Here is a 22,941-nt window from a genome sequence, read left to right as displayed (position 1 = left end):
TACCCCCGCCCTCCCGATCGATCCCCCGAAACGAGCTCAGCCGATGCGTGTGCCAGCCAGACGCGCTGTCGCGATGACGGCGGCCGTCCTGGCCCTGCTGCTCGCGGTCCTGCTCAGCCTCTCCGTCGGCGCCCGCGCGATCGCGCCGTCCGCCGTCATCGACGCCCTGCTGCACGGCGGGCACAGCGACGCAGCCGAGGTCGTCCGCGAGATGCGGGTGCCGCGCACGCTCATCGGCCTGATGGTCGGCGCCGCGCTCGCCCTGGCCGGCACGGTCCTGCAGGGCATCACCCGCAACCCCATCGCCGACCCCGGCATCCTCGGCGTCAGCCAGGGCGCCTCGGTGGGCGTGGTCATGGCGATCGCGTTCGCCGGCGTGCACACCCTCACCGGCTACGTCTGGTACGCCTTCGTCGGCGCCGGAATCGCGTCCGTCGCGGTGTACGCGATCGCCGCGAGCGGCAGAGGCGGCGCGACCCCCGTGAAGCTCGCGCTCGGCGGCGCCGCGATCAACGCGCTCCTGGTCTCCCTGACCACCGCGGTCCTCACCACCAGGGCATCGGCCCTGGACGAGTTCCGCTTCTGGCAGGTGGGCTCGCTCTCCGGGCGCGACGCGGAGATCGTCGGCCAGATCTGGCCGTTCCTGCTGGTGGGGCTGGTTCTCGTGCTGTCCGTGGCCCGCGGCCTCGACGCGCTCGCGCTCGGCGAGGACGTGGCGAAGGGACTCGGGCAGAAGGTCGCGACCGTGCGGATCGTCGGCGGCCTCGGGGCGACCGTGCTCACCGGCGCGGGCGTCGCCGCGGCCGGGCCGATCGCGTTCATCGGGCTCGCGGTCCCGCACATCGCCCGCGCGATCGTGGGCAGCGGGCATCGCTGGGTGCTGCCGATGGCGGCCGTCCTGGGGCCGGTGATGCTCCTCGTCTCCGACACGGTGGGCCGCGTGATCTTTCCTCCGAGCGAGGTGCCTGCGGGTGTGATGACCGCGCTCATCGGGGTGCCGTTCCTTGTGACGCTGGTGCGCCGGAAGGCGGTTGCTGCCTGATGTCCGTCGCTTCTGAACCGCCGCTGCGCGGCGGATCTCTCCCGCCCACCCACCCGAATCCCCGCATCCGGCCCGCAGGGTACGCCGTGGTCCGGTTCGGGAAGGCAGCCTTCCTGCTCCACCGGCGTGCAGCCGTGGCCGCCGTCGCCCTCGCCCTGCTCCTCGCGGCGAGCTGCCTCGCCTACCTCTGCATAGGCGAGTCCTTCGTCCAGCCCGCCGAAGCCCTGAAGGTCGTCCTCGGGCAGCCGTCCCCCGACGAACTGGTCGTGGGAACGCTGCGCGAACCCCGCCTGGCCGTAGGCCTCCTCGTCGGCGCCGCCTTCGGCGTCGCGGGCGGGCTCATCCAGACCGTCGCCCGCAACCCCCTGGCCAGCCCCGACATCATCGGCATCAGCCAGGGCGCGAGCGCCCTGACGGTGGGCGCGATGACCCTCGGGGTCACCTCCGCCACCGTCCTGCCCTACCTCTCGGTGCTCGGCGGCATCGCGGCCGCCGCGCTCGTGTACGTCTTCGCCTGGCGCGGCGGCCTGCACGCCACCCGCTTCGTGCTCATCGGCATCGGCTTCGCGATCGCCCTGCGCTCCATCACCACGCTCTTCATGACCAAGGGCGACTATCTCGTCGCCCAGCAGGCGCAGATCTGGATGACGGGCTCGCTCAACGGCCGCGGCTGGGCGGAGGCGACGCCGCTCGCCTGGACCCTGCTCGCCCTCCTCCCCTTCGTCTTCTGGGCCGCCCGCGCCCAGCGCTCGGTGACCATGGACGACGACACGGCGACCGCACTCGGGGTACGCCTGGGACACGTACGCCTCGGTCTCGTGCTGCTCGGCGTCGTGCTCGCCTCCGTGGCGACCGGCGCCGCGGGGCCCGTCGACTTCGTGGCGCTGCTCGCCCCGCAGATCGCCCGCCGGATGACCCGCACCGCGCAGATCCCGCTGCTCTGCTCGGCGTTGCTCGGCGCGCTGATCATGGTCCTCGCCGACCTGCTGGCCCGGCGGCTCTTCTCGCCCACCGAGCTGCCGGTGGGCGTGCTCACGGCGGCCGTCGGAGCCCCGTACCTGATCTGGCTCATCATCCGAAGCCGTTCCGTCCGCAATGGAGGCACCTCGTGACCGCCGCCCGCCTCAGCGCCCGCGAGCTGACCCTCGCCTACGAGGACCGCGAGGTCGTGCACGAGCTCGAACTCACGGTCCCCGACGGCAAGGTCACGGTCATCGTCGGCCCCAACGCCTGCGGGAAGTCGACCACCCTGCGCGCGCTCGGCCGCCTCCTCAAGCCCAGGAGCGGCGCGGTCCTGCTGGACGGCGAGGCGCTCACCAAGCTGCCCACCAAGAAGATCGCCCAGCAGATCGGACTGCTGCCGCAGACACCGGTCGCACCCGAGGCCATCACCGTCGCCGACCTCGTCGCGCGCGGGCGCCAGCCGCATCAGCACTGGTGGCAGCAGTGGTCCGACGAGGACGAGCGGGCCGTGACGGAGGCGATGGAACGTACCGACGTCGCCGCGCTCGCCGAACGGTCCGTGGACGAGCTGTCGGGCGGTCAGCGCCAGCGGGTGTGGATCGCGATGGCCATCGCCCAGGAGACGGACATCCTGCTCCTGGACGAGCCGACGACGTATCTCGACATCTCGCACCAGGTGGAAGTGCTCGACCTGGTGCGGCAGCTGGCCGCGCGGACGGCCGATGGAGAGCGCGGCCGGACGGTGGTGGTCGTGCTGCACGACCTCAACCAGGCCGCCCGGTACGCCGACCACCTCGTCGCCATGAAGTCGGGCCGGATCGTCGCCGAGGGCGCGCCCGCCGATGTCGTCACCGAGGATCTCGTGCGCGAGGTGTTCGGTCTGGAGTGTGTGGTGGTACCGGACCCGGTGACGGGGTCGCCGTTGGTGGTCCCCGGTGCCCCATGGGCCGCAGAGCCGCACCCGCACGCCACGTCCGACCGAAAGGTGGCCCAGAAGCCATGACCACCAAGCCCAGCTCCTCCACGAACCGCCGCCGCGCGCTCACCGCAGGGGCCCTCGCTCTCAGCGGCGCGCTGGCGCTGTCCGCGTGCGGCTCATCGGACTCTTCCGACGACTCCGGTTCCGGCTCCGGCTCCGGGAAGACGCACATCGTCAAGACCGCCATGGGGGACGTGAAGGTCCCGGTCGCGCCCAAGCGGGTCGTCGTCCTCGACACGGCCGAGCTGGACTCCGCGATCACGCTGGGCGTGAAGCCGGTCGGTTCCACGCACGTCGAGGCGTCGTCGGGCTTCCCCAGCTACCTGCCCAAGGAGAAGGTCAGCGGCATCAAGGACGTGGGCGAGATGCTGAACCCGAACATGGAGGCCATCGCGGCCCTCGATCCGGACGTCATCCTCACCAGCAAGATCCGGCACGCGGCGAAGTACGAGCAGCTCAAGCAGATCGCGCCGACCGTGATGACGGAGAACACCGGATACCCCTGGAAGGAGAACTTCCAGGTGCACGCCGACGCGCTCGGCAAGAAGCCCGAGGCGAAGAAGATCGTCTCCGCCTACGACGCACACGCCGAGCAGGTCACGTCAGCCGTCGGCGGCCCGGCGAAGGCCAAGGCGACGGAGGTCAACGTCGTCCGCTTCGTGGAGGGCGCGGACATCCGCATCTACGGCGAGCGGACGTACATCGCCACGCTCCTCAAGGACGTGGGTCTGGGCCGCCCCGCCGTCGCGGCCAAGGCCAAGGACGGCTTCTCGTACGACGTGTCGCCCGAGAAGATCGACCTCGCCGACGCGGACGTCATCTTCCGTTCCACGTACGGCGATCCGAAGAAGTCCAAGCAGACGCAGACCGTCGGCAGCAGCCTGTGGAAGAACATGGACGCGGTGAAGAAGGGCAACGTCCACACGGTCGACGACGAGCTGTGGATCCAGGGCATCGGCTACACGGCGGCGAACAAGATCCTGGACGAGATGCAGAGTTCCCTGACGACCAACTGACCGCCGTTCCCCGCTGGCTCACGGCTGCCGCCGCTGGGACCTCCACAGGAGGTAGAGCGCGGAGGCGATGGCCGCGCCGCGCACCACCCAGGGCCAGGTCTCGGCCATGGCGTCGCTCATGTGGCCGTCGACGACGGGATCGCCCCAGCGGCCTTCGTTCCGCCCCCACAGCCAGGTGATCCCGGCCGCCACGGAAAGCCCGGGCAGCCCGATGACGGCCCACTTCGCCTCGGCACGGCTCAGCCTGCGCGAGGCATAGGCGAGGAGCCAGCCACCGCCCAGGGCAAGCCAGTTGCCGAGGATGGCGCCGACGGTGAGGAGGGCTGCGGCGAGCAGGAGGAGGGGGTTGGTGAAGCGGGGCGCGGCGGCTGCGGCGGTGGGGCGGAGGCGGAGGCGACGCCGGGCGGGAGCGGGCGCGAGGACCTCTCCTTCGCCTTCTTCTCCCTCGCCCTCTCCATCCTCTTCCCTCTCGTCTTCCTCTTCCTCGTCGAGACGCTTCTTCGGCGGGGGCTTGAGGATTTCGGGGATTTCTACGCCGCCGGTGAAGCCGGGAACACTGTCGGCGAGGCCGAAGGGGCTGCTGTCCACGCGCCACCAGTCGGGCTCGGAGCCGCTGGGACCGAGCTCGTCCGTGCCGGCGAGGTGCGGCGGGGAGGGCTTCAGGTCTTCCTGGGGCTCCGGTTCCTCCGCCGCGGGGCGGGGCCGGGGAACCACGCGACGCAGCCGCTTGGCCCGCTCTTTCGGCTCCGAAGCGCGCTGGGCAGGAACGGCGGGACGAGATACGTCGGCCCCCGCCGCATCACCAGAGCCGGCGGCTTCGACCAGCTCCTCGGGGGTGCCGAGGCGGTCGAGGATGCGTCGCATGGAGGCGGGGTTGTCGGCCGTGGTCTTCGCCCGGCTGCGGTCGATCTGGTTCCGCAGTTCTGAGACCAGGCGCATACGGGTGCCTGACGGCAGCTGGCGCTGCTGGGCCAGGTCGCCGACGCGGCTCAGATAGTCGAAGACGAGCTGATCGCTCTCGATCCCCACGAAGTCCCCTCCGAGGCGGCCCCGTTGACGTCCGCCCTCCTATACCCGATACGCCGACGGTACCGCGTCCCCAAGGCCGGGGGCGCCCCCTCATTTCCCCCCGCATCCACAACCAACGAACAAGCTTTCCCACCCACCCGCCCGATTGCCCTGCGGTGCCAGGGATGTGGGTGGGGTGGGCATGGGAGGTGCAGCCGGGGTGGTGAGCGATCCGGGTGGACGGGGTGAGCGGGGGGGGCGACTCGGGCGGGTGGGATGTTCTGCCGGGGTGGGAGGGGGACGCGTACAGCTGGAGTATCGGTGCGGGTGGGTCTTGTGGGCGGCGGCCCAGCTCAGTCACCGGAGATCAGCCCTCGTGCACCCGCAGTCGGGAGCGCTCGGGAGGGGACGTGCCGGTATGTCCGCCCGGAGCACGGTTCGCGGCGCTCCGGAGCCGCAGCAACCCCACGGCCACCGGACGATAGCGAGGACGGACATACCGGCACGGCACCGCACCCACCCACAGACCAGACCCGCAGACGGCAGCGCAACGCAAGGGGACGCGGCGGTATGTCCGCCCGGAGCACGGCTCCCGGCGCTCCGGAGCCGCAGCAGCCCCGCGGCCACAGGACGATAGCGAGGACGGACATACCGGCGCGGCACCGCACCCACCCACAGGCCGAAACCGCAGCACGCCCCACGACCCGACGTGAGGGACAGGACCGCACCCCCCCAGGAACGCACGGTGCCGCACCCCAACCCGCTACCGTGAGCCTGATGAGCACCGACGAGCAGCCCCAGCGCCCAGCGGACACACCCCGGTCCCTCGCCGAGGCACTCCGCTCCCGTGACGACGCGTCCCTGGGCGCGCTGCTCCACGCCCGCCCCGACCTCCTCACCCCGGTCCCGAACGACCTCACCCAGCTCGCCACCCGCGCCGCCACCCGCGCCTCCGTGGTCCGCGCACTGGAGCGGCTCGACCGGTTCTCCCAGCAGGTCGCCGAGGCACTCGCCGTGGCTCCCGAACCGGCGACGTACGAGGAACTGCACGCCCTCGTCGCCGGAGACGAGGGAGGCGACGCCACAGGCAACGCCCCAGGCACCGTCGACACCGCCCTCCGCCACGCCCTCGCCACCCTCCGCGAACAAGCCCTCATCTGGGGCGCCGACGACCGCCTCCGCCTCGTCCGCACCGCACGCGAACTCCTCGCCCCCGCCCCCCAGTACCCCTCCCCCACCGGCCTCGGCCCCACCGTCGCCGAAGCCACCGCGGGCATGTCGCCGAACCGTATGCAGGACATCGTGGCGGCGGCGGGCCTCCCCTCCACCCACGACGCCGTCTCTGCCGTCCGCTCGCTCACCGACCTCTTCACGGACCGCACCCGCATGTCCGCCCTGCTCGACGAAGCCCCCGCCGAGTCCGTCGAAGTGCTCTCGCGGCTCGTCTGGGGCCCGCCCTACGGCCAGGTGACCGCCGACCCGGCCCGCCACCTGCGCTGGCTCCTCGACCGGGGGCTCCTGCTCCCCACGTCCCCCGGCACGGTCGTACTCCCCCGCGAAGCAGCCCTGCACCTGCGCGCAGGCCGCGCCCACCGCGTCCTGGAACCGGCACCGCCCGCCGTCGAGCCGCTGCGCGAACACCGTCCACAGGCTGTGGACGCCGCGGCGGCGAGCCAGGCGTACATGGCGCTCGACACGGTCGAGGAGCTCCTGAAGGACTGGGACGAGGGCGGCCCCACCGTGCTGCGCGCGGGCGGCCTCAGCGTGCGCGACCTGAAGCGGACCGCGGTGGCCCTGGACGTCCCGGAGCCGGTCGCGGCCTTCTGGGTCGAACTGGCCTACGCGGCGGGCCTCGTGGCGGCGGACGGCGAGGCGGACGAGCGGTACGCGGCGACGCCCGCCTACGACGACTGGCAGGAACTGCCCGCCCCCGAGCGCTGGTCGGTCCTCGCCACGGCGTGGCTGACGGCGACCCGCACGGCGGGCCTGATCGGCGGCCGTGACGGCAAGGACCGCACACTGTCGGCGCTCGGCCCGCACCTGGACCGCTCCTCGGCGCCCGAGATCCGGCACCGCGTACTCACGCTCCTCACCACCCTGCCGGACGGCGCGAGCCCCACGCCCGAGTCGATGCTGGCGCGCCTGCGCTGGGAGCGACCGCCACGCGGCTCGGCCGGGGGCGGCGCCTCCGCCGGCGGCGTGTCCTCCGGCGGAGGCGCCGCCTCCGGCAACGCGCCCATGGAGCTGCGGGCCCGCATCGCGCAATGGACCCTGAACGAGGCCGAGTTGCTGGGCGTCACCGGACGCGGCGCCCTGTCCGCGCACGGCCGCGCCCTGCTCGGCTCCGAGAGCGAGAGGGAGAGAGCCGGCGCAGGCAGCGCAGGCGCACCCCCCGTACCCCCCGCACCCCCCTCCCCTCCCTCCCGCGCCGAACTCGCCGTATCCGGCGCGAGAGCCGCCAGACTCCTCGCACCGCTGCTCCCCGAACCGCTCGACCACGTACTGCTTCAGGCCGACCTCACCGCCGTGGCCCCCGGCCCGCTGGAGCGGCCGCTGGCCGAGACGCTCGCCGTGCTCGCCGACGTCGAGTCGAAGGGCGGGGCGACGGTGTACCGGTTCACGCCCGGCTCCGTGCGGCGCGCGCTCGACGCGGGCAAGGCCGCGTCCGACCTGCACGCCTTCCTGGCCGCGCACTCCCGTACGCCGGTGCCGCAGCCACTGGCGTACCTCATCGACGACGTGGCCCGTAAACACGGCCACCTGCGGATCGGCGCCGCGTCCGCGTACGTCCGCTGCGACGACGAGGCCCTCCTGAACGAGATCCTGGCCGACAAGCGCTCCCAGACCCTGCGCCTGCGCAGCCTCGCCCCGACCGTGCTCGCCGCGCAGGCGGACCCCGGGGCGCTCCTCGAAGGCCTGCGCGGGATGGGCTTCGCACCCGCCGCGGAAAGCGCCGAGGGCGACGTACTGATCACGCGGGCCCACGCCCACCGTTCACCGCCCCGCACCGCGCCCGAGCCGGTCCACGACGGCCCCCAGCTGGCCGACAACACGCTGATCGGCGCGGCGGTACGCGCCATCCGCGCCGGCGACCTGGCCTCGACGGCCCCCCGCAAGGCGACCCCGGAGGCAGGCGACTCCCTGCCCCGCACCACGGCGGCGGAGACCCTCGCCACCATGCAGGCGGCGGTCCTGACGGGCGAGGCGGTCTGGATCGGCTACGTCAACGCGGAGGGCTCGGCGAGCCAGCGCGTGATCGCCCCGATCCGCGTGGAGGGCGGCTTCGTCACGGCGTACGACCACACGGCGGACGAGGTCAAGACGTACCCCTTGCACCGGGTCACGGGCGTCGCGGAACTGGCGGACGACTAGGCCACCGGGGCTCGGCGAGTCCGGCAGGCGGCTCATCCGGAACAGATCCGGAACAGCCTCAGGCTTCGGCCGACGCCTGAGGCCGGAACTTATTCACGCGCCATGCGGCACACTGGACGTTTGGCTTACCGAAAGGGTGCGCGCGTGAATGGTCCCCTGATCGTCCAGTCGGACAAGACTCTCCTGCTCGAGGTCGACCACGAGCAGGCCGACGCCTGCCGCCGAGTCATCGCGCCCTTCGCGGAGCTGGAGCGTGCTCCCGAGCACATCCACACCTACCGCGTGACGCCGCTCGGCCTGTGGAACGCCCGTGCGGCGGGACACGACGCGGAGCAGGTCGTGGACGCGCTGGTGGAGTACTCCCGCTATCCCGTGCCGCACGCGCTGCTCGTGGACATCGCCGAGACGATGGCGCGCTACGGACGGCTCACGCTGTCGAAGCACCCCACGCACGGTCTCGTCCTGACCTCCACCGACCGGCCGGTCCTGGAGGAGATCCTGCGGTCCAAGAAGGTGCAGCCGCTCGTCGGGGACCGGGTGGACGCGGACACCGTCGTCGTCCACCCGTCCGAGCGCGGGCAGATCAAGCAGACGCTCCTGAAGCTGGGCTGGCCCGCCGAGGACCTCGCCGGGTACGTCGACGGCGAGGCGCACCGGATCGAGCTCGCGGAGGACGGCTGGGCGCTGCGGCCGTATCAGAAGCAGGCGGTCGAGGGGTTCTGGCACGGCGGCAGCGGTGTGGTCGTGCTGCCCTGTGGTGCGGGAAAGACGCTGGTCGGGGCCGGTGCCATGGCCGAGGCCAAGGCGACGACGCTGATCCTGGTGACCAACACGGTCTCCGCGCGGCAGTGGAAGAGCGAGCTGATCAAACGGACCTCGCTGACCGAGGAGGAGATCGGTGAGTACAGCGGGACCCGGAAGGAGATCCGGCCCGTCACGATCGCCACGTACCAGGTCCTGACGACGAAGCGGAAGGGTGTCTACCCGCACCTGGAGCTGTTCGACTCCCGGGACTGGGGGCTCATCGTCTACGACGAGGTGCACCTGCTGCCCGCCCCCGTCTTCAAGTTCACCGCCGACCTCCAGGCCCGGCGGCGCCTCGGCCTGACGGCCACGCTGGTCCGGGAGGACGGCCGCGAGTCGGACGTCTTCTCCCTCATCGGCCCCAAGCGGTTCGACGCTCCGTGGAAGGAGATCGAGGCGCAGGGGTACATCGCGCCCGCCGACTGTGTCGAGGTGCGGGTCAATCTGACGGACTCGGAGCGGCTCGCGTACGCGACGGCCGAGGCCGAGGAGAAGTACCGCTTCTGCGCCACGACGGCGACGAAGCGGAAGGTGACGGAAGCGCTGGTGAAGAAGCACGCGGGCGAGCAGACCCTCGTCATCGGCCAGTACATCGACCAGCTCGACGAGCTGGGTGAGCATCTGGACGCGCCCGTCATCAAGGGCGAGACGACGAACGCGCAGCGCGAGAAGCTGTTCGGGGCCTTCCGGGAGGGCGAGATCTCGGTCCTCGTCGTCTCGAAGGTCGCGAACTTCTCGATCGACCTGCCCGAGGCTACGGTCGCGATCCAGGTGTCGGGGACGTTCGGCTCCCGGCAGGAGGAGGCACAGCGGCTGGGCCGCGTGCTGCGTCCGAAGGCGGACGGGCATGAGGCCCGCTTCTACTCCGTCGTGGCCCGGGACACCATCGACCAGGACTTCGCGGCGCATCGGCAGCGGTTCCTCGCGGAGCAGGGGTACGCGTACCGGATCGTGGACGCGGACGAGTTGCTGGCCGACAACTGAGCGCTCCCATGACGGCCAGCGCCAGGGCCAGCAGGGGATAGGGCGACGCGAGTGGCTGTTGCCAGTGGGGCAGGCGTAGGTCCAGGTCGCCCTGGTGCGGGACCAGCCACAGGGTGCGGGCCGTGAAGAGGGTCGCCACCGCCGCGGTCAGGCGGGGGCGGCCCTCTGCCATGAGCAGGGTCAGGAGCGGTACGCACCAGATCCAGTGGTGGGACCAGCTGATGGGCGAGACCAGGAGCGCGGTGGCCGCGGTCAGGAGGACGCCGCGGGGTTCCGTCCCGGCCCTGCGGGCCAGCCACAGGCCGGTGACGGCGACGAGGGCGGTGGGCAGGGCCCACAGGAGCCCCGGGTGCGGGTCGTGGGCCGCGCGGGCGACGAGCCCCTGGAGCGACTGGTTGTCGACGATCCACGCCTTGCCGACGCGGCCCGTCTCGAAGATCCGGTGGGTCCAGAAGTCGAGGCTGGCGGCGGGGAGTGCGAGCGCGCCGAGCGCGAGGGTGCCGGTGAGGGCGGCGGTGGCGGTGAGCCCTTCGCGTACGCGCTTCGTGAGGAAGAGGTACGCGATGAAGACCGCCGGGGTGAGCTTGATCCCGGCGGCGACGCCGATCGCGAAGCCCTTGCCGACGGCGCCGGGGGGCCGGGTGAGGTCCCAGAGGATCAGACAGGCGAGGGCGAGGTTGATCTGCCCGAAGAGGACGGTCTGGAAGACGGGCTCCAGCCAGAGGGCGAGGGCGGTGCCCGCGAGAAGGGGGGCGAGGCGGGTGGGGAGCCCGGCGAGGCGGCAGGAGAGGTGGATGAGGACCGCCAGGAGGGCGATGTTCCCCACGAGGAAGGCGAGCTTGAGGGCGGGGAGGGGGAGCCAGGTGGTGGGTACGAAGAGGATGGCGGCGAAGGGCGGGTACGTGGCCGGGAGCTCCCACTCCGTGACGGTGAACCCGTAGAGATCGCTGCCGCTGGCGACGGCGGCGCCTTCGGCTCGGTAGACGAGGGTGTCGGCCATGGGGATGCGTTGGGCCACGCAGAGGGTGGCGAGGACGAGAAGGGAAACGACGAGGAAGACGGCAGCTGTCGGCACGGGCCCCTTGACGCGACGTGACGCCGCCCTCACGCTCAGTTCCTTCACGGCGGTGACCTTAGTAGATCCCGGAGGCGGCGCCACGGGACCGCTCCGCGGGCGGGTACGGTGCCGCGCCGGTATGCCCGTCCTCGCTGTCGTCCGGTGACCGCAGGGCACTTCGCCACCGGCACTGCCGCCTGCAGGCCGTGGGGCGAACTGCGGTCCCGCTCCGTCGGTGGGTACGGTGCCGCGCCGGTATGTCCGTCCTCGCTATCGTCCGGTGGCTGTGGGGTTGCTTCGGCACCGGAGCGCCGCGAACCGTGCTCCGGGCGGACATACCGCCACGTCCCCTCCCGAGCGCTCCCGACTGCGGGTAGTCGCTGGCCGCTGCGGGGCAATCGGGCGGGTGGGCGGGAAAGGCTCGTTCGTCCAGGGTCGGATGCGGAGTTCCGGGCGGGTGGGCGGGAGAGGTCCGTTCGGCCCGGGTAGGTGCGGGGCACCCCCCGCCCCGCCCCCCCCGGGGGGAAATCGGTGGTCCCGCCATGCAGCGGGGCCTAAACTGCTCCGTCTGCCCGCGTGGAACGCGGCGCCACCGACCGGTCGGCAACCGGCGGCACACACCCCGCACCCCCCGCCGGAGGCACCCCGTGCAGGCCCACCCCGACCCCCTCTCCCGCGAACGCACCCACCTCGCCGCATCCCGCTCGGCCCTCCGAGCCATGCGCGAGGACGCCGAAGCGCTCGACATCCGCGACGTCACCGCGAACTGGGTGAACGCCGCCGTCCTGCAGAGCCAGATCGACGACCGGATCAAGTCCCTCGCCGATCTCTCCCACACGCCCCTCTTCTTCGGGCGGCTCGACTATCTCCACGCCCCCGGCGCCGATCAGGCGGAAGGCGCCGAGGGCGAGCAGTTCTACATCGGGCGGCGGCACGTCCACGACGCCGACGGCGACCCGATGGTCATCGACTGGCGCGCCCCCGTCTCGCAGCCCTTCTACCGCGCCTCCAAGAAGGCCCCGATGGACATCGGCCTGCGGCGGCGGTTCGGCTACACCGGCGGTGAACTCACCGCGTACGAGGACGAGCACCTCAGCGACGCCGACGAGAAGGAGCAGACCAGCAGGCTGCTCCAGCAGGAGATCGAGCGGCCCCGCGTCGGCCCCATGCGCGACATCGTCGCCACCATCCAGCCCGAGCAGGACGAGATCGTCAGGAGTGGGCTCGGGGGGTCCGTCTGCGTGCAGGGCGGGCCGGGGACCGGGAAGACCGCCGTCGGGCTGCACCGTGTCGCCTATCTGCTCTACGCCCACCGGGACCGGCTCGCCCGCACCGGCACCCTCGTCATCGGGCCCAACAAGTCCTTCCTGCATTACATCGAGCAAGTACTTCCCGCTCTGGGCGAGTTGGAGGTCAAGCAGGCCACCGTCGACGATCTCGTCGCCCACGTCGACGTTCGGGGCGTCGATGACGCCGCCGCTGCCGTCGTCAAAGGCGATGCCCGCATGGCCGACGTACTGCGGAGAGCCCTGCGGTCCCACGTGAGCATGCCCGAGGAGCCCGTTGTCGTGGTGCGGGGGTCACGGCGTTGGCGTGTGGCCGCTTATGAACTTGAGGAGATCGTCAGGGAGTTGCTCGACCGCGATATTCGGTACGGCGCCGCCCGCGACGCCCTGCCTCAGCGCATCGCCCACGCCGTACTCGTCAGGATGGAGCAGGCCGGCGAGGCCCCTGACGACCGCGTGCAGGACGCCGTCGCCCGCAACCCTGCCGTGAAGGCCGCCGTCAAGGCCGTGTGGCCGCCCGTCGATCCCGCCAAGCTCGTGCTCCGGCTGCTCTCCGACGGCGAGTTCCTCGCCCGGCACGCGGACGGCATCCTCGACGCCGACGAGCAGAAGCTCATCCTGTGGGCCAAGGCCCCGCGCAGCCTCAAGGCCGTCAAGTGGTCCGCCGCCGATGCCGTGCTGGTCGACGAGGCCAGTGATCTGGTCGCCCGGACCCACTCCTTGGGCCATGTCGTCCTCGATGAGGCGCAGGACCTCTCCCCCATGCAGTACCGCGCCGTCGGGCGCCGCTGCACCACCGGGTCCGCCACCGTCCTCGGCGACCTCGCGCAGGGCACCACCCCGTGGGCCACCCGGAGCTGGGAGCAGGCCCTGGAGCATCTGGGGAAGGGCGACGCCGTGGTGGAGGAGCTCACCGCGGGGTTCCGTGTGCCTCGGGAGGTCATCGCGTACGCCTCCCGGCTGCTTCCCTCCATCGCGCCCGGACTCGCCGAGGTGAAGTCCGTGCGTGAGTCGGCCGGTTCGCTCGTGGTGCGGCGCGTGGCGGACCTCGACGCCGCTTCCCTCGCCGCCTGCGTGGAGTCGCTGCGGCAGGAAGGGTCCATCGGGCTCATCGCCGCCGACGCCCGCGTTCCCGCGCTCGCCGAAGCACTCGACGCCGCCGGGATGACGTACCTCTCGCCCGGTGAGGAGACCACCCCCGACACCCGGCTCACGCTCGTGCCCGCCTCCCTCGCCAAGGGACTTGAGTACGACTACGTCGTCCTCGACGAGCCCGCCGCGGTCGTCGACGGCGAGCCCGACGAGCGGACCGGACTGCGGCGGCTGTACGTCGCCCTGACCCGCGCCGTCTCGGGGCTCACCGTCGTGCATGCCGCCGAGCTGCCGGAGCAGCTCGGCGGCTGAGGCTCACGCGTCCAGGGCCGCGCGCCAGGCCGCTACCGCCTGCGCCGACACCGGGGCGTCCCAGCCGTCGGGGCGCGACGCCCCGCCGATGTGGAACGCGTCGACCCCCGCGGCCTTGAGCTGCGGGAGGTGGTCGAGGCGGAGGCCGCCGCCCACCAGGATCTGCTGCTCGTAGCCCTGTTCGCCGGACCGCGCCGCCTCGGCGAGCAGCGTGGGCAGGCCCTCGTCCACGCCCGTCGCCGCGCCCGCGGTGAGGTAGGTGTCGAGGCCGGGCAGGTCCGCGAGCTGCTTGCGCAGGGCGTCGCGGTCGGGGGTCCGGTCGATGGCCCGGTGGAACGTCCAGCGGCAGCCGTCGAGCGCGTCCACCACCGCTTCCACCGCCGCCAGGTCGGGGCCGCCCGTCTCGTCGAGGAAGCCCAGGACGAACTCGTCGGCGCCCGCGCTCCTGAGCTCGCGCGCGTGGCGTACGAGAGCGGACACGTCGCCCGCGTCGAAGCCGTCCGCGAGGCGCAGCATCACGCGCAGGGAGATGTCCACGGCGGCGCGGATCTCGGCAAAGGTCGCGCGGGACGGGGTCAGGCCGTCCGCGGCCATGTCGGTGACCAGCTCGAGGCGGTCCGCGCCTCCGGCCTGGGCGGCGACGGCGTCCTCGGCGTCGAGGGCGATCACCTCCAGGACTGCACGCTTGCTCATGGATGTCTTCCTTCGGGTCCGGGGCCGCGGGGGCGGGCATCGCGGAACACGTCCGAGAACGCGTCCTTGAAACCGCCGCACATAGGTCTAGTCCAATTACCCAGCCTACGCGCAGATCACCCCGGCGCGACCCAACCGCACCGGGGTGACCGTAAAGACATGTACACGTCGAGCTTGCCGAAGGTTGGGACCCGCGGCCCCTCGCCGTTCAGCTGAGCGGCTTGAACCCCCGCAGGCGCAGGCTGTTGCCGACCACGAAGACCGAGGAGAACGCCATCGCGGCGCCCGCGATCATCGGGTTCAGGAGACCGGCCGCGGCCAGCGGCAGCGCGCCCACGTTGTAGGCGAAGGCCCAGAACAGGTTCGACTTGATCGTGCCGAGCGTGCGGCGGGAGAGGCGGATCGCGTCCGCCGCCGCCCGCAGGTCTCCTCGTACGAGCGTGAGGTCGCCCGCCTCGATCGCGGCGTCCGTGCCCGTACCCATCGCGAGACCCAGGTCGGCCTGGGCCAGCGCCGCCGCGTCGTTCACGCCGTCGCCGACCATAGCCACGCTCCGGCCCTCCGCCTGGAGGCGCTTGACGACGTCCACCTTGTCCTGCGGCATGACCTCGGCGATCACGTCGTCGGGCGCGATGCCCACCTCGGCGGCCACCGATGCCGCGACCGCCTTGTTGTCGCCGGTCAGGAGGATGGGGGTGAGGCCGAGGGCGCGCAGGCGGCGGATCGCCTCCGGGCTCGTCTCCTTCACCGCGTCGGCCACCTCGAGGACCGCGCGCGCCTCGCCGTCCCACGCGACCGCGATCGCCGTACGACCGGCGGCCTCGGCCTCGGCCTTCGCCCGCTCCAGCTCCACGGGGAGCCCGATCGCCCTTCCCCAAGCTCTCGACTTCGCTCGACCAGGGGAGACCCCAATCTTCAGCAGCGCCTCGCGCCCGACCAGGACCGCGTGACCCTCGACGACGCCCTGGACGCCCAGGCCCGCCACGTTCGCGAAGTCCTCGGGAGTGGGGAGCGTGCCGACCCGCTCGGCCGCTCCGGTGGCCACGGCTTGCGCGATGGGGTGCTCCGAGGAGTGCTCCAACGCCCCCGCGAGCCGCAGGACTTCCTCCTCGCTCACACCGTCCGCCGTGTGCGTGGCGAGCAGGGTCATCTTGCCGGTGGTGACGGTGCCGGTCTTGTCCAGGACGATCGTGTCGACCTTGCGGGTCGACTCCAGGACCTCCGGGCCCTTGATCAGGATGCCGAGCTGGGCGCCGCGACCGGTGCCGACCATGAGGGCGGTCGGTGTCGCGAGCCCCAGGGCGCAGGGGCAGGCGATGATCAGTACGGCGACCGCGGCGGTGAAGGCCGCCGTCAGGCCGGAGCCGTTGCCGAGCCAGAAGCCGAGGGTGGCGACGGCCAGCGCGATGACGACCGGCACGAAGACCGCCGAGATCCGGTCGGCGAGGCGCTGGGCCGCCGCCTTGCCGTTCTGCGCGTCCTCGACGAGCTTGGCCATGCGGGCCAGTTGGGTGTCGGAGCCGACGCGGGTGGCCTCGACGACCAGGCGTCCGCCGACGTTCAGCGTGGCGCCGGTGACCGCGTCGCCCTTGGCGACCTCGACCGGCACGGACTCGCCGGTGAGCATGGAGGCGTCGACGGCGGAGGCGCCCTCGACGACCCTGCCGTCGGTGGCGATCTTCTCGCCGGGACGTACGAGGAATCGGTCGCCGGTCTTCAAGTCGCTGACGGGGATGGTCTCTTCGCGGCCGCCGTCCCGCAGGACCGTGACGTCCTTGGCGCCCAGCTGGAGCAGCGCCTTCAGGGCGGCGCCCGCCTTGCGCTTGGAGCGGGCCTCGAAGTAGCGGCCGGCCAGGATGAAGGCGGTGACTCCCGCCGCGGCCTCCAGGTAGATGTTCCCCGCGCCGTCCGTGCGGGAGATGGTCAGCTCGAACGGGTGCGTCATGCCGGGCGTGCCGGCCGTACCGAAGAACAGCGCCCACAGCGACCAGACGAAGGCCGCCGACGTGCCGACCGAGATCAGCGTGTCCATCGTCGCGGCGCCGTGCCGTGCGTTCGTGAACGCGGCCTTGTGGAAGGGCCAGGCCGCGTACGTCACGACCGGCGCCGCCAGGGTCAGGGACAGCCACTGCCAGTACTCGAACTGCAGGGCCGGGATCATCGCCATCGCGACGACGGGCAGGGAGAGCAGCACGGCGGTGATCAACCGCTCGCGCAGGGGCCGCAGTTCGTCGTCGGCCCGCTGCTCGTCGTCGGCCGCATCCGGCTCCGCGCGGGCCGGGGCGGGCTCCTGCGCGGTGTAGCCGGTGGCCTCGACGGTGGCGATCAGGTCCTGGACGGCGACGTCCTGGCCGCGGTAGCTGACCTTGGCCTTCTCGGTGGCGTAGTTCACCGTGGCCTCGACGCCGTCCATGCGGTTGAGCTTCTTCTCGATGCGGGCGGCGCACGAGGCGCAGGTCATGCCACCGATGGCGAGCTCTACTTCTGCCACCTCGGTGCTGCCGGGTGTGGTGGACATGTCTGCGGGCTCCTCGTGATGCGTCGTGGGCGGGCTTCGGGTCGGGGTACCCGGGGCGGGTACCGCTGTCTAGATCCATATATACCCCTGGGGGGTACTGAGCGCAAGAGAAATCCGGACTTGACTTCATACCCCTAGGGGGTATCTTCGGATGCATGAGGAGCCGCCCGCAAGGCGCACTCGGCCCGCTTCATTCATCTCTTGGGAGCCGTCATGAACACCGGAATGAAGATCACCGCCTTCGCCGCCGCCGTCGCCGCGACCTTCGGCACCGCGTACGGGGTCGGCCAGGGCGTCGACCCCGTGACCGCGCAGAAGAAGCCCGCGAGCGAGCACGGCGGGCACACGGGCGAGAAGGAGGAGCCAGGCGGTACGGGGGCCGGCGCGGGGCACGCGGACACCGTCCCCGGCGGCCTTCAGATCTCCGAGCGCGGCTACACGCTCGACCTGCGGACCTCGCGCATCGACGCCGAGAAGCGGGAGGAGCTGCGGTTCGCGGTGGTCGAGCAGACCAAGGGCGGCAAGGGCGGCAAGGGCAAGAACGTCACGGCGTACGAGAGGGAGCACGGCAAGGAGCTGCACCTCATCGTCGCCTCACAGGACCTGAGGACCTACCGCCACCTGCACCCGACCCGCGCGGCGGACGGCACCTGGTCGACGCCGGTCGAGCTCCCGGAGGCGGGCGGCTACCGCGTCTTCGCCGACTTCAGGCCCGAGGGCGCGAAGGAGGGCCTGACGCTGGGGGCGGACCTCGCGGTGGCAGGGAAGTACGAGCCGAGGAAGTTGCCCGAGGCCGACACGAAGGCTTCCGTGGCCGGTGGGTACGAGGTCAGCCTCAAGGGCGAGTTGAAGCCCGGGAAGTCCAGTGACGTGACCCTGGACGTGGAGAAGAACGGCAGGCCGGTCACCGACCTGCAGCCCTATCTCGGCTCGTACGGCCACCTGGTCGCCCTGCGGTCCGGGGACCTGGCGTACCTCCACGTGCACCCGACCGGTTCGCCGGGCGACGGCAGGACGAAGCCGGGCCCCGGCGTCTCCTTCGCGGCGACGGCGCCGAGTGCGGGGGCGTACCGCCTGTTCCTCGACTTCAAGCATGAGGGGAAGGTGCGGACGGCGGAGTTCACGGTGTGGGCCGGGGCTTCCCAGCAGGGGGGTGAGGATGAGGGTGCCCCGGAGCCGGGCGGGCACCAGCACTAGGCTCCGCCGGGTGCCGTTCGCGGTGTCTCTGCGGGTCCGCTGTGGCTGGGCGCGCCGTTCCCCGCGCCCCTTACGGGGCCCGACCGGGTCAGGTGAGGAGTCCCGACAGGTCGGTTTCCTTTGCTCCTGCCAGTTCGTAGCGGGTGCCCGTCAGGGGGCGGTCCATGTAGAGGCGGATCAAGGTTGGGGCGTCGCCTATGTAGCGGGCGGGTGGGGTGGTGCCGTCCGGCGTGCCCAGGAGCAGTGGCTCGTCGCGGCCGTCGATGTCCGCGTGCAGCGGCACCGCGCCCGCCGCCTTGCTGCGCGCCGCGAGGAGGACCAGGGCGTCCGGGAGGCCATCGCCCCCGTACGCGCCCGGCGTCCCCCATGCCTCGCGGACATCGCCCGCGTGCACCCACTCGCCGAGCGCGATCCCGTCCAGGAGCCCGTTGGACTTCGCGATGAGCGGGCCCGCCTCCGTCATCCCGCGCTCCAGCTCGTCCACCACGCGGGAGTTGGACCAGTCGGCGCGCTCGGCGATGTCGCGGTCGTTGCTCTCCGGCGAGAACACGCCCTCCTCGAAGCGGCTCTCGACCACGCGCATCAGCGCCGAGCCGCAGTGCGCGAGCACATGGCGCACGGTCCAGCCCGGACAACAGGTCCGGACCGCGTACGCGTCGTCGGGCGCGGCCCTCAACAGCGGGATCAGCGCATCACGTTCGGTCCGCAGGAGGCGGCCGGGGCGCTCGGGGTCGTACGTTCCGTCGGCACTCGTCGTGGTCGTCATGGACGAAGCCAACCGTGTCGCTCCCGCGCATGGCAACGGACGGACCGGAGTTTAGGGTGCCTCCATGGCCGACGACGAGAACCACGAGCTGCGCGAGCGCTGGCTCGGGACGCTGCTCCGGGCGCGGAACACGGACGAGTGCATCTACGACCCGTACAAGTACGCCGACAACCTGCTCGCGCGGTGGGCCGAGCCGCAGCGGCGGTACCACACCACCGCCCACCTGAAGGCGGTCCTCGACCACGTCGACGTACTGGAGGAGCACGCGGACGACGCCGATCTCGTGCGGCTCGCGGCCTGGTTCCACGACGCGGTGTACGCGCCGGACCGCTCCGAGAACGAGGAGCGCAGCGCCCGCCTCGCCGAACGCGCGCTGTCCGAGGCCGGGTTGACCGACGAGCAGACCGCCGAGGTGGCGCGCCTGGTCCGGCTCACCATCACCCACGATCCCGCCGACGGCGACCACAACGGCGAGGCGCTGTGCGACGCGGACCTGGCGATCCTGGCCGCCGCCCCGGACGCGTACGCGGCATACGCCGCCGCGGTCCGCGAGGAGTACGCCTTCGTGCCGGACGAGGACTTCCGCGCCGGCCGCGCGGAAGTCCTGCGCCAACTCCTCTCCCTGCCAAGGCTGTTCCGCACCCCGCACGGAGCGGCCGAGTGGGAGGGCCCGGCGCGCGCGAACCTGGCGACGGAAATGGAGCTGCTCGGCTCCTGAGGCTCCCGTACTCTCGGCGCATGCTTTTCATGGGTGGGGACCAGGTCGAGGAGGCCGTGGCGCATGCGGCGAAGGTGCTGCGTCCGGCGGTGGGGCGCGACTGGAGCGTCAAGGCGGGCGGTCTCGACTGGAGCTGCCTGAAGACGGCCGAGCACATCGCGGGCGATCTTGTCGCGTACGCGGGTCAGCTGACGGGCCGGGCGACCGACACGTGGGTCCCCTTCGAGATCGCCTTCGACGAGGGCTCGGGCCCCGAGGACGCGATCCACGTCATCGAGTCGACCGGCGGCCTGCTCGCCGCGGTGGTGCGGACCACGCCGCGAGGGGTCCGGGGCTACCACCCCTACCCGCACGGCAGCGCCGACAGGGTGGGCTTCGCGGCGATGGGCGTCGCGGAGGTGCTGCTCCACACGTACGACATCGCGCAGGCGCTCGGCGTGGACGCGGAGCCGCCGGCCGCGCTGTGCGAGGCGGTGCTCGCCTGGCTCTTCCCGCACGTGCCGCCCGCGGACGCGCCCGCGGACCAGTGGGCGACGCTGCTCTGGGCCACGGGCCGCGGGTCCCTGCCGGGGCGGCCGAAGCGGGAGCGCTGGCGCTGGCACAACGCCCTGGAGATTCCCGCCGGGCGGCTCGTTCTGCGGGAGGTGTCCCCCGCCGCGGCGGCGGATCTCGCAGCGGGCGGCACGGGGGGTCTGCTGTGGATCGAGGGCGGGCCCTTCGAGGGGACGCGCAAGGCCGCGGAGATGGTGACGAAGGCGTACGCGTCCGGGGTGCACCGGCCCGAGTGGGGCATGTTCGCCCTGGTCCGGGCGGAGGACGAGGTCGCTGTCGGCGGCATGGGGTTCCACGGGCCGCCGGACGAGGAGGGCGTCGCCGAGGTCGGCTACGACCTGGTGCCGGGGGCGCGGGGCCGAGGCTACGCCTCGGAGGCGCTCACCTCCCTCTCCACCTGGGCGCTGACCCGCCCCGAGGTCTCGACCCTGCTGGCCGTCATCGAACCGGAGAACACCGCCTCCCAGGCGGTGGTCTCCCGAGCGGGCTACACCCAAACGGCAAACCGCGAAAACCTCCACGCGTACGTCCGCCACGCCTCCGCCTGAACCTCAGCCACCCGACACCCCCCTCCCACCCACCCGCCCGATCCCCCGCATCCACCCCTGAACGAACAAGCTCTCCCACCCACCCACCCGATTACCCCGCAGCAACGAGCGATGGCCTGCAGTCGGGAGCGCTCGGGAGGGGACGTGCCGGTATGTCCGCCCGGAGCACGGTTCGCGGCGCTCCGGGGCCGGAGTAGCCCCGCGGCCACCGGACGATAGCGAGGACGGACATACCGGCGCGGCACCGCACCCACAAGCGGACCAGACCCGCAGCCCGCCCCACGACCCGCACGCGGCAGCGCGACGCGAGGGGACGTGGCGGTATGTCCGCCCGGAGCACGGCTCCCGGCGCTCCGGCGCGGCACCGCACCCCAGCCGGACCGGCCCCGCAGGCGGCCCCCCGCCGCAGGAATGCCAGCTCCCACCCCCAGCGTTCTTCACTGTTATGCCGACACCTGACCCGACGCCCGCCGAGCCAGGCGCCAGCCGTACCCGTATGCCCGTGGCCGTCTACATCCTCGGCCTGGCCGTCTTCGCGCTCGGGACGAGTGAGTTCATGCTCTCGGGGCTCCTGCCCCCCATCGCCGACGACATGAGCGTCTCCATCCCCCGCGCCGGCCTCCTCATCTCCGCCTTCGCCATCGGCATGGTCGTCGGCGCCCCCCTCCTCGCCGTAGCCACCCTGCGCCTCCCCCGCCGCACCACCCTCATCACGCTCATCACCGTCTTCGGCCTCGGCCAGGTCGCCGGCGCCCTCGCGCCCACCTACGAGATCCTCTTCGCGTCCCGCGTCGTCAGCGCCTTCGCCTGCGCCGGATTCTGGGCCGTCGGCGCCGCCGTCGCCATCGCGATGGTCCCGGTCAACCAGCGCGCCCGCGCCATGGCCGTGATGATCGGCGGCCTCTCCATCGCGAACGTGCTGGGCGTGCCCGCCGGAGCCTTCCTCGGCGACAACTTCGGCTGGCGGTCCGCCTTCTGGGCCGTGGGAGCCGCCTCCGCCATCGCCCTCGTCGGCGTACTCACCCTCATCCCCCGCATCCCCCTCCCCGCCGAGAAGCCCCGCCTGAAGCAAGAGCTCGCCATTTACCGCGACCGCCAGGTCTGGCTCTCCATCGCGATCACCGCGCTCGCGGCCGGCGGCGTCTTCTGCGCGTTCTCGTACCTCTCCCCGCTCCTGACGGACGTCGCGGGCCTCGACAAGGGCTGGGTCCCGACCGTCCTCGGCCTCTTCGGGGCGGGCGCGCTCCTCGGCACGGCGATCGGCGGGCGCATCGCGGACGCGCACCTCTTCGGCGTCCTGCTCAGCGGCATCGCGGCCTCGACGGTCTTCCTCGTCGTCCTCGCGCTCTTCTCCGGTACGGCGGCCGTGGCGATCACGCTCTCGTTCCTGCTCGGCGTCTCCGCCTTCTACACCGCCCCGGCCCTCAACGCCCGCATGTTCAACGTCGCGGGCGCCGCCCCCACCCTCGCGGGCGCGACCACGACGGCCGCGTTCAACCTCGGCAACACCGGCGGCCCCTGGCTCGGCGGCACGGTCATCGACCTCGACTTCGGCTACGCCTCGACGGCCTGGGCGGGCGCGGCGATGACGGCGGTGGCGATCGGCGCGGTCGCGGTGTCCCTGCGGCTGCACCGCAGGACCCCGAGCCGCGTGGTCACATCCGCCTCGGCCGCATCCGCCGAAGCCGGAGCCGGAGCCGCTCCCGGCCACAGCCCGGCGGCGACCTCACTCCAGAGGCCGTAGGAACCGCCGCTCGTAGCGCCGGATGCACCCCGTCCGGCGCGCGAGCTCCAGGGCCTCCTGGCACTCGGGGTCGGTCGCGCTGTCGGTGCGGTACTGCTCGTACGCGGCGAAGCTCGGGAAGGAGAAGAGGGCGTACGCGATGTCGCTGTCGCCCTCGCTGGGCAGGAAGTAGCCGTGGTGGTCGCCGCCGAAACGGTTGACCAGGACGACCCAGCGGCGGCCGTACTCCTCGAAGTCGTCGATGCGGTCGGGATCGATCTCGTACTTCAGATGAACCGTGATCATGCGTG

Annotated in this window: 16 protein-coding genes and 1 pseudogene; 11 read left to right on the top strand and 6 right to left on the bottom strand. The window is 72.3% G+C overall.

Annotated elements, in window-relative coordinates:
- The first annotated feature begins 73 nt into the window (after positions 1-73).
- Genes ACZ6ZP_RS34885 through ACZ6ZP_RS34870 form a run of 4 tightly spaced genes read left to right on the top strand, consistent with a single transcriptional unit; the run spans position 74 to position 4,000 of the window.
- Positions 74-1,042: a FecCD family ABC transporter permease gene (locus tag ACZ6ZP_RS34885; protein ID WP_366462505.1), complete on the top strand. Its 969-nt coding sequence runs from the start codon at positions 74-76 to the stop codon at positions 1,040-1,042.
- Entirely contained in the window at positions 1,042-2,154 is a 1,113-nt protein-coding gene (locus tag ACZ6ZP_RS34880; protein ID WP_361467086.1) for a FecCD family ABC transporter permease, read from the top strand. Before ACZ6ZP_RS34885 ends, ACZ6ZP_RS34880 begins: the two co-directional genes overlap by 1 nt.
- The gene (locus tag ACZ6ZP_RS34875; protein ID WP_351162557.1) at positions 2,151-3,008 is read left to right on the top strand and encodes an ABC transporter ATP-binding protein; all 858 of its coding nucleotides are present in this window, start codon (positions 2,151-2,153) and stop codon (positions 3,006-3,008) included. Before ACZ6ZP_RS34880 ends, ACZ6ZP_RS34875 begins: the two co-directional genes overlap by 4 nt.
- Positions 3,005-4,000 carry an ABC transporter substrate-binding protein gene (locus tag ACZ6ZP_RS34870; protein WP_366462503.1) on the top strand — a complete coding sequence of 332 codons (996 nt, stop codon included), beginning with the start codon at positions 3,005-3,007 and terminating at the stop codon, positions 3,998-4,000. The genes ACZ6ZP_RS34875 and ACZ6ZP_RS34870 overlap by 4 nt, the downstream gene beginning before the upstream one ends.
- Before the next feature lie 18 nt (positions 4,001-4,018).
- Here the strand turns inward: ACZ6ZP_RS34870 and ACZ6ZP_RS34865 are convergent, their stop codons facing one another.
- Complete coding sequence (locus tag ACZ6ZP_RS34865) at positions 4,019-5,029, bottom strand: hypothetical protein (RefSeq protein WP_469409790.1); 1,011 nt, start codon at positions 5,027-5,029, stop codon at positions 4,019-4,021.
- A gap of 756 nt (positions 5,030-5,785) precedes the next feature.
- Between ACZ6ZP_RS34865 and ACZ6ZP_RS34860 the strand changes: the two genes are divergently transcribed.
- Together ACZ6ZP_RS34860 and ACZ6ZP_RS34855 are read left to right on the top strand one after the other, a co-directional pair.
- On the top strand, positions 5,786-8,380 hold the full coding sequence (locus tag ACZ6ZP_RS34860; protein ID WP_469409788.1) for a helicase-associated domain-containing protein: 2,595 nt from the start codon (positions 5,786-5,788) through the stop codon (positions 8,378-8,380).
- A 144-nt stretch (positions 8,381-8,524) separates the two neighbouring features.
- The gene (locus tag ACZ6ZP_RS34855; RefSeq protein ID WP_351162549.1) at positions 8,525-10,168 is read left to right on the top strand and encodes a DNA repair helicase XPB; all 1,644 of its coding nucleotides are present in this window, start codon (positions 8,525-8,527) and stop codon (positions 10,166-10,168) included.
- Here the strand turns inward: ACZ6ZP_RS34855 and ACZ6ZP_RS34850 are convergent.
- Positions 10,137-11,282: pseudogene (locus tag ACZ6ZP_RS34850) on the bottom strand (glycosyltransferase 87 family protein); the annotation flags it as partial. The gene ACZ6ZP_RS34855 and the pseudogene ACZ6ZP_RS34850 overlap by 32 nt on opposite strands.
- Positions 11,283-11,872: 590 nt before the next feature.
- On the opposite strand from ACZ6ZP_RS34850, the gene ACZ6ZP_RS34845 reads away from it, so the two are divergent.
- Positions 11,873-13,915 carry a HelD family protein gene (locus ACZ6ZP_RS34845; RefSeq protein WP_383819094.1) on the top strand — a complete coding sequence of 681 codons (2,043 nt, stop codon included), beginning with the start codon at positions 11,873-11,875 and terminating at the stop codon, positions 13,913-13,915.
- Between the two features lie 3 nt (positions 13,916-13,918).
- Here ACZ6ZP_RS34845 and ACZ6ZP_RS34840 read toward each other — a convergent pair whose 3' ends face one another.
- Both ACZ6ZP_RS34840 and ACZ6ZP_RS34835 read right to left on the bottom strand, forming a co-directional pair.
- Positions 13,919-14,608: a copper homeostasis protein CutC gene (locus ACZ6ZP_RS34840; protein ID WP_469409785.1), complete on the bottom strand. Its 690-nt coding sequence runs from the start codon at positions 14,606-14,608 to the stop codon at positions 13,919-13,921.
- Positions 14,609-14,816: 208 nt separating this feature from the next.
- Positions 14,817-17,126, bottom strand: a complete 2,310-nt coding sequence (locus ACZ6ZP_RS34835) for a heavy metal translocating P-type ATPase (protein WP_383819090.1) — start codon at positions 17,124-17,126, stop codon at positions 14,817-14,819.
- A gap of 213 nt (positions 17,127-17,339) precedes the next feature.
- On the opposite strand from ACZ6ZP_RS34835, the gene ACZ6ZP_RS34830 reads away from it, so the two are divergent.
- Entirely contained in the window at positions 17,340-18,323 is a 984-nt protein-coding gene (locus tag ACZ6ZP_RS34830) for a hypothetical protein (RefSeq protein WP_383819088.1), read from the top strand.
- Positions 18,324-18,411: 88 nt separating this feature from the next.
- On the opposite strand, the gene ACZ6ZP_RS34825 is transcribed toward ACZ6ZP_RS34830, so the two are convergent.
- A complete protein-coding gene (locus ACZ6ZP_RS34825) occupies positions 18,412-19,089 on the bottom strand; it encodes a maleylpyruvate isomerase family mycothiol-dependent enzyme (RefSeq protein WP_469409782.1) in 678 nt (225 codons plus the stop codon).
- Between the two features lie 64 nt (positions 19,090-19,153).
- Here ACZ6ZP_RS34825 and ACZ6ZP_RS34820 point away from each other — a divergent pair, with 64 nt between their 5' ends.
- From ACZ6ZP_RS34820 to ACZ6ZP_RS34810, 3 genes are all read left to right on the top strand, one after another.
- The gene (locus ACZ6ZP_RS34820; RefSeq protein WP_469409780.1) at positions 19,154-19,807 is read left to right on the top strand and encodes an HD domain-containing protein; all 654 of its coding nucleotides are present in this window, start codon (positions 19,154-19,156) and stop codon (positions 19,805-19,807) included.
- 20 nt (positions 19,808-19,827) lie between these two features.
- Positions 19,828-20,907 (top strand): GNAT family N-acetyltransferase, encoded by a 1,080-nt coding sequence (locus ACZ6ZP_RS34815; RefSeq protein WP_469409778.1) that lies wholly within the window; start codon positions 19,828-19,830, stop codon positions 20,905-20,907.
- A 496-nt stretch (positions 20,908-21,403) separates the two neighbouring features.
- Entirely contained in the window at positions 21,404-22,651 is a 1,248-nt protein-coding gene (locus ACZ6ZP_RS34810; RefSeq protein WP_469409776.1) for a Cmx/CmrA family chloramphenicol efflux MFS transporter, read from the top strand.
- Here ACZ6ZP_RS34810 and ACZ6ZP_RS34805 read toward each other — a convergent pair.
- Positions 22,634-22,936, bottom strand: a complete 303-nt coding sequence (locus ACZ6ZP_RS34805; RefSeq protein ID WP_351168595.1) for an NIPSNAP family protein — start codon at positions 22,934-22,936, stop codon at positions 22,634-22,636. The genes ACZ6ZP_RS34810 and ACZ6ZP_RS34805 overlap by 18 nt on opposite strands.
- Positions 22,937-22,941 lie beyond the last annotated feature (5 nt).

This window comes from Streptomyces sp. NPDC054047 (assembly GCF_055585065.1).
This window is presented reverse-complemented; position numbering and strand designations above follow the sequence as displayed.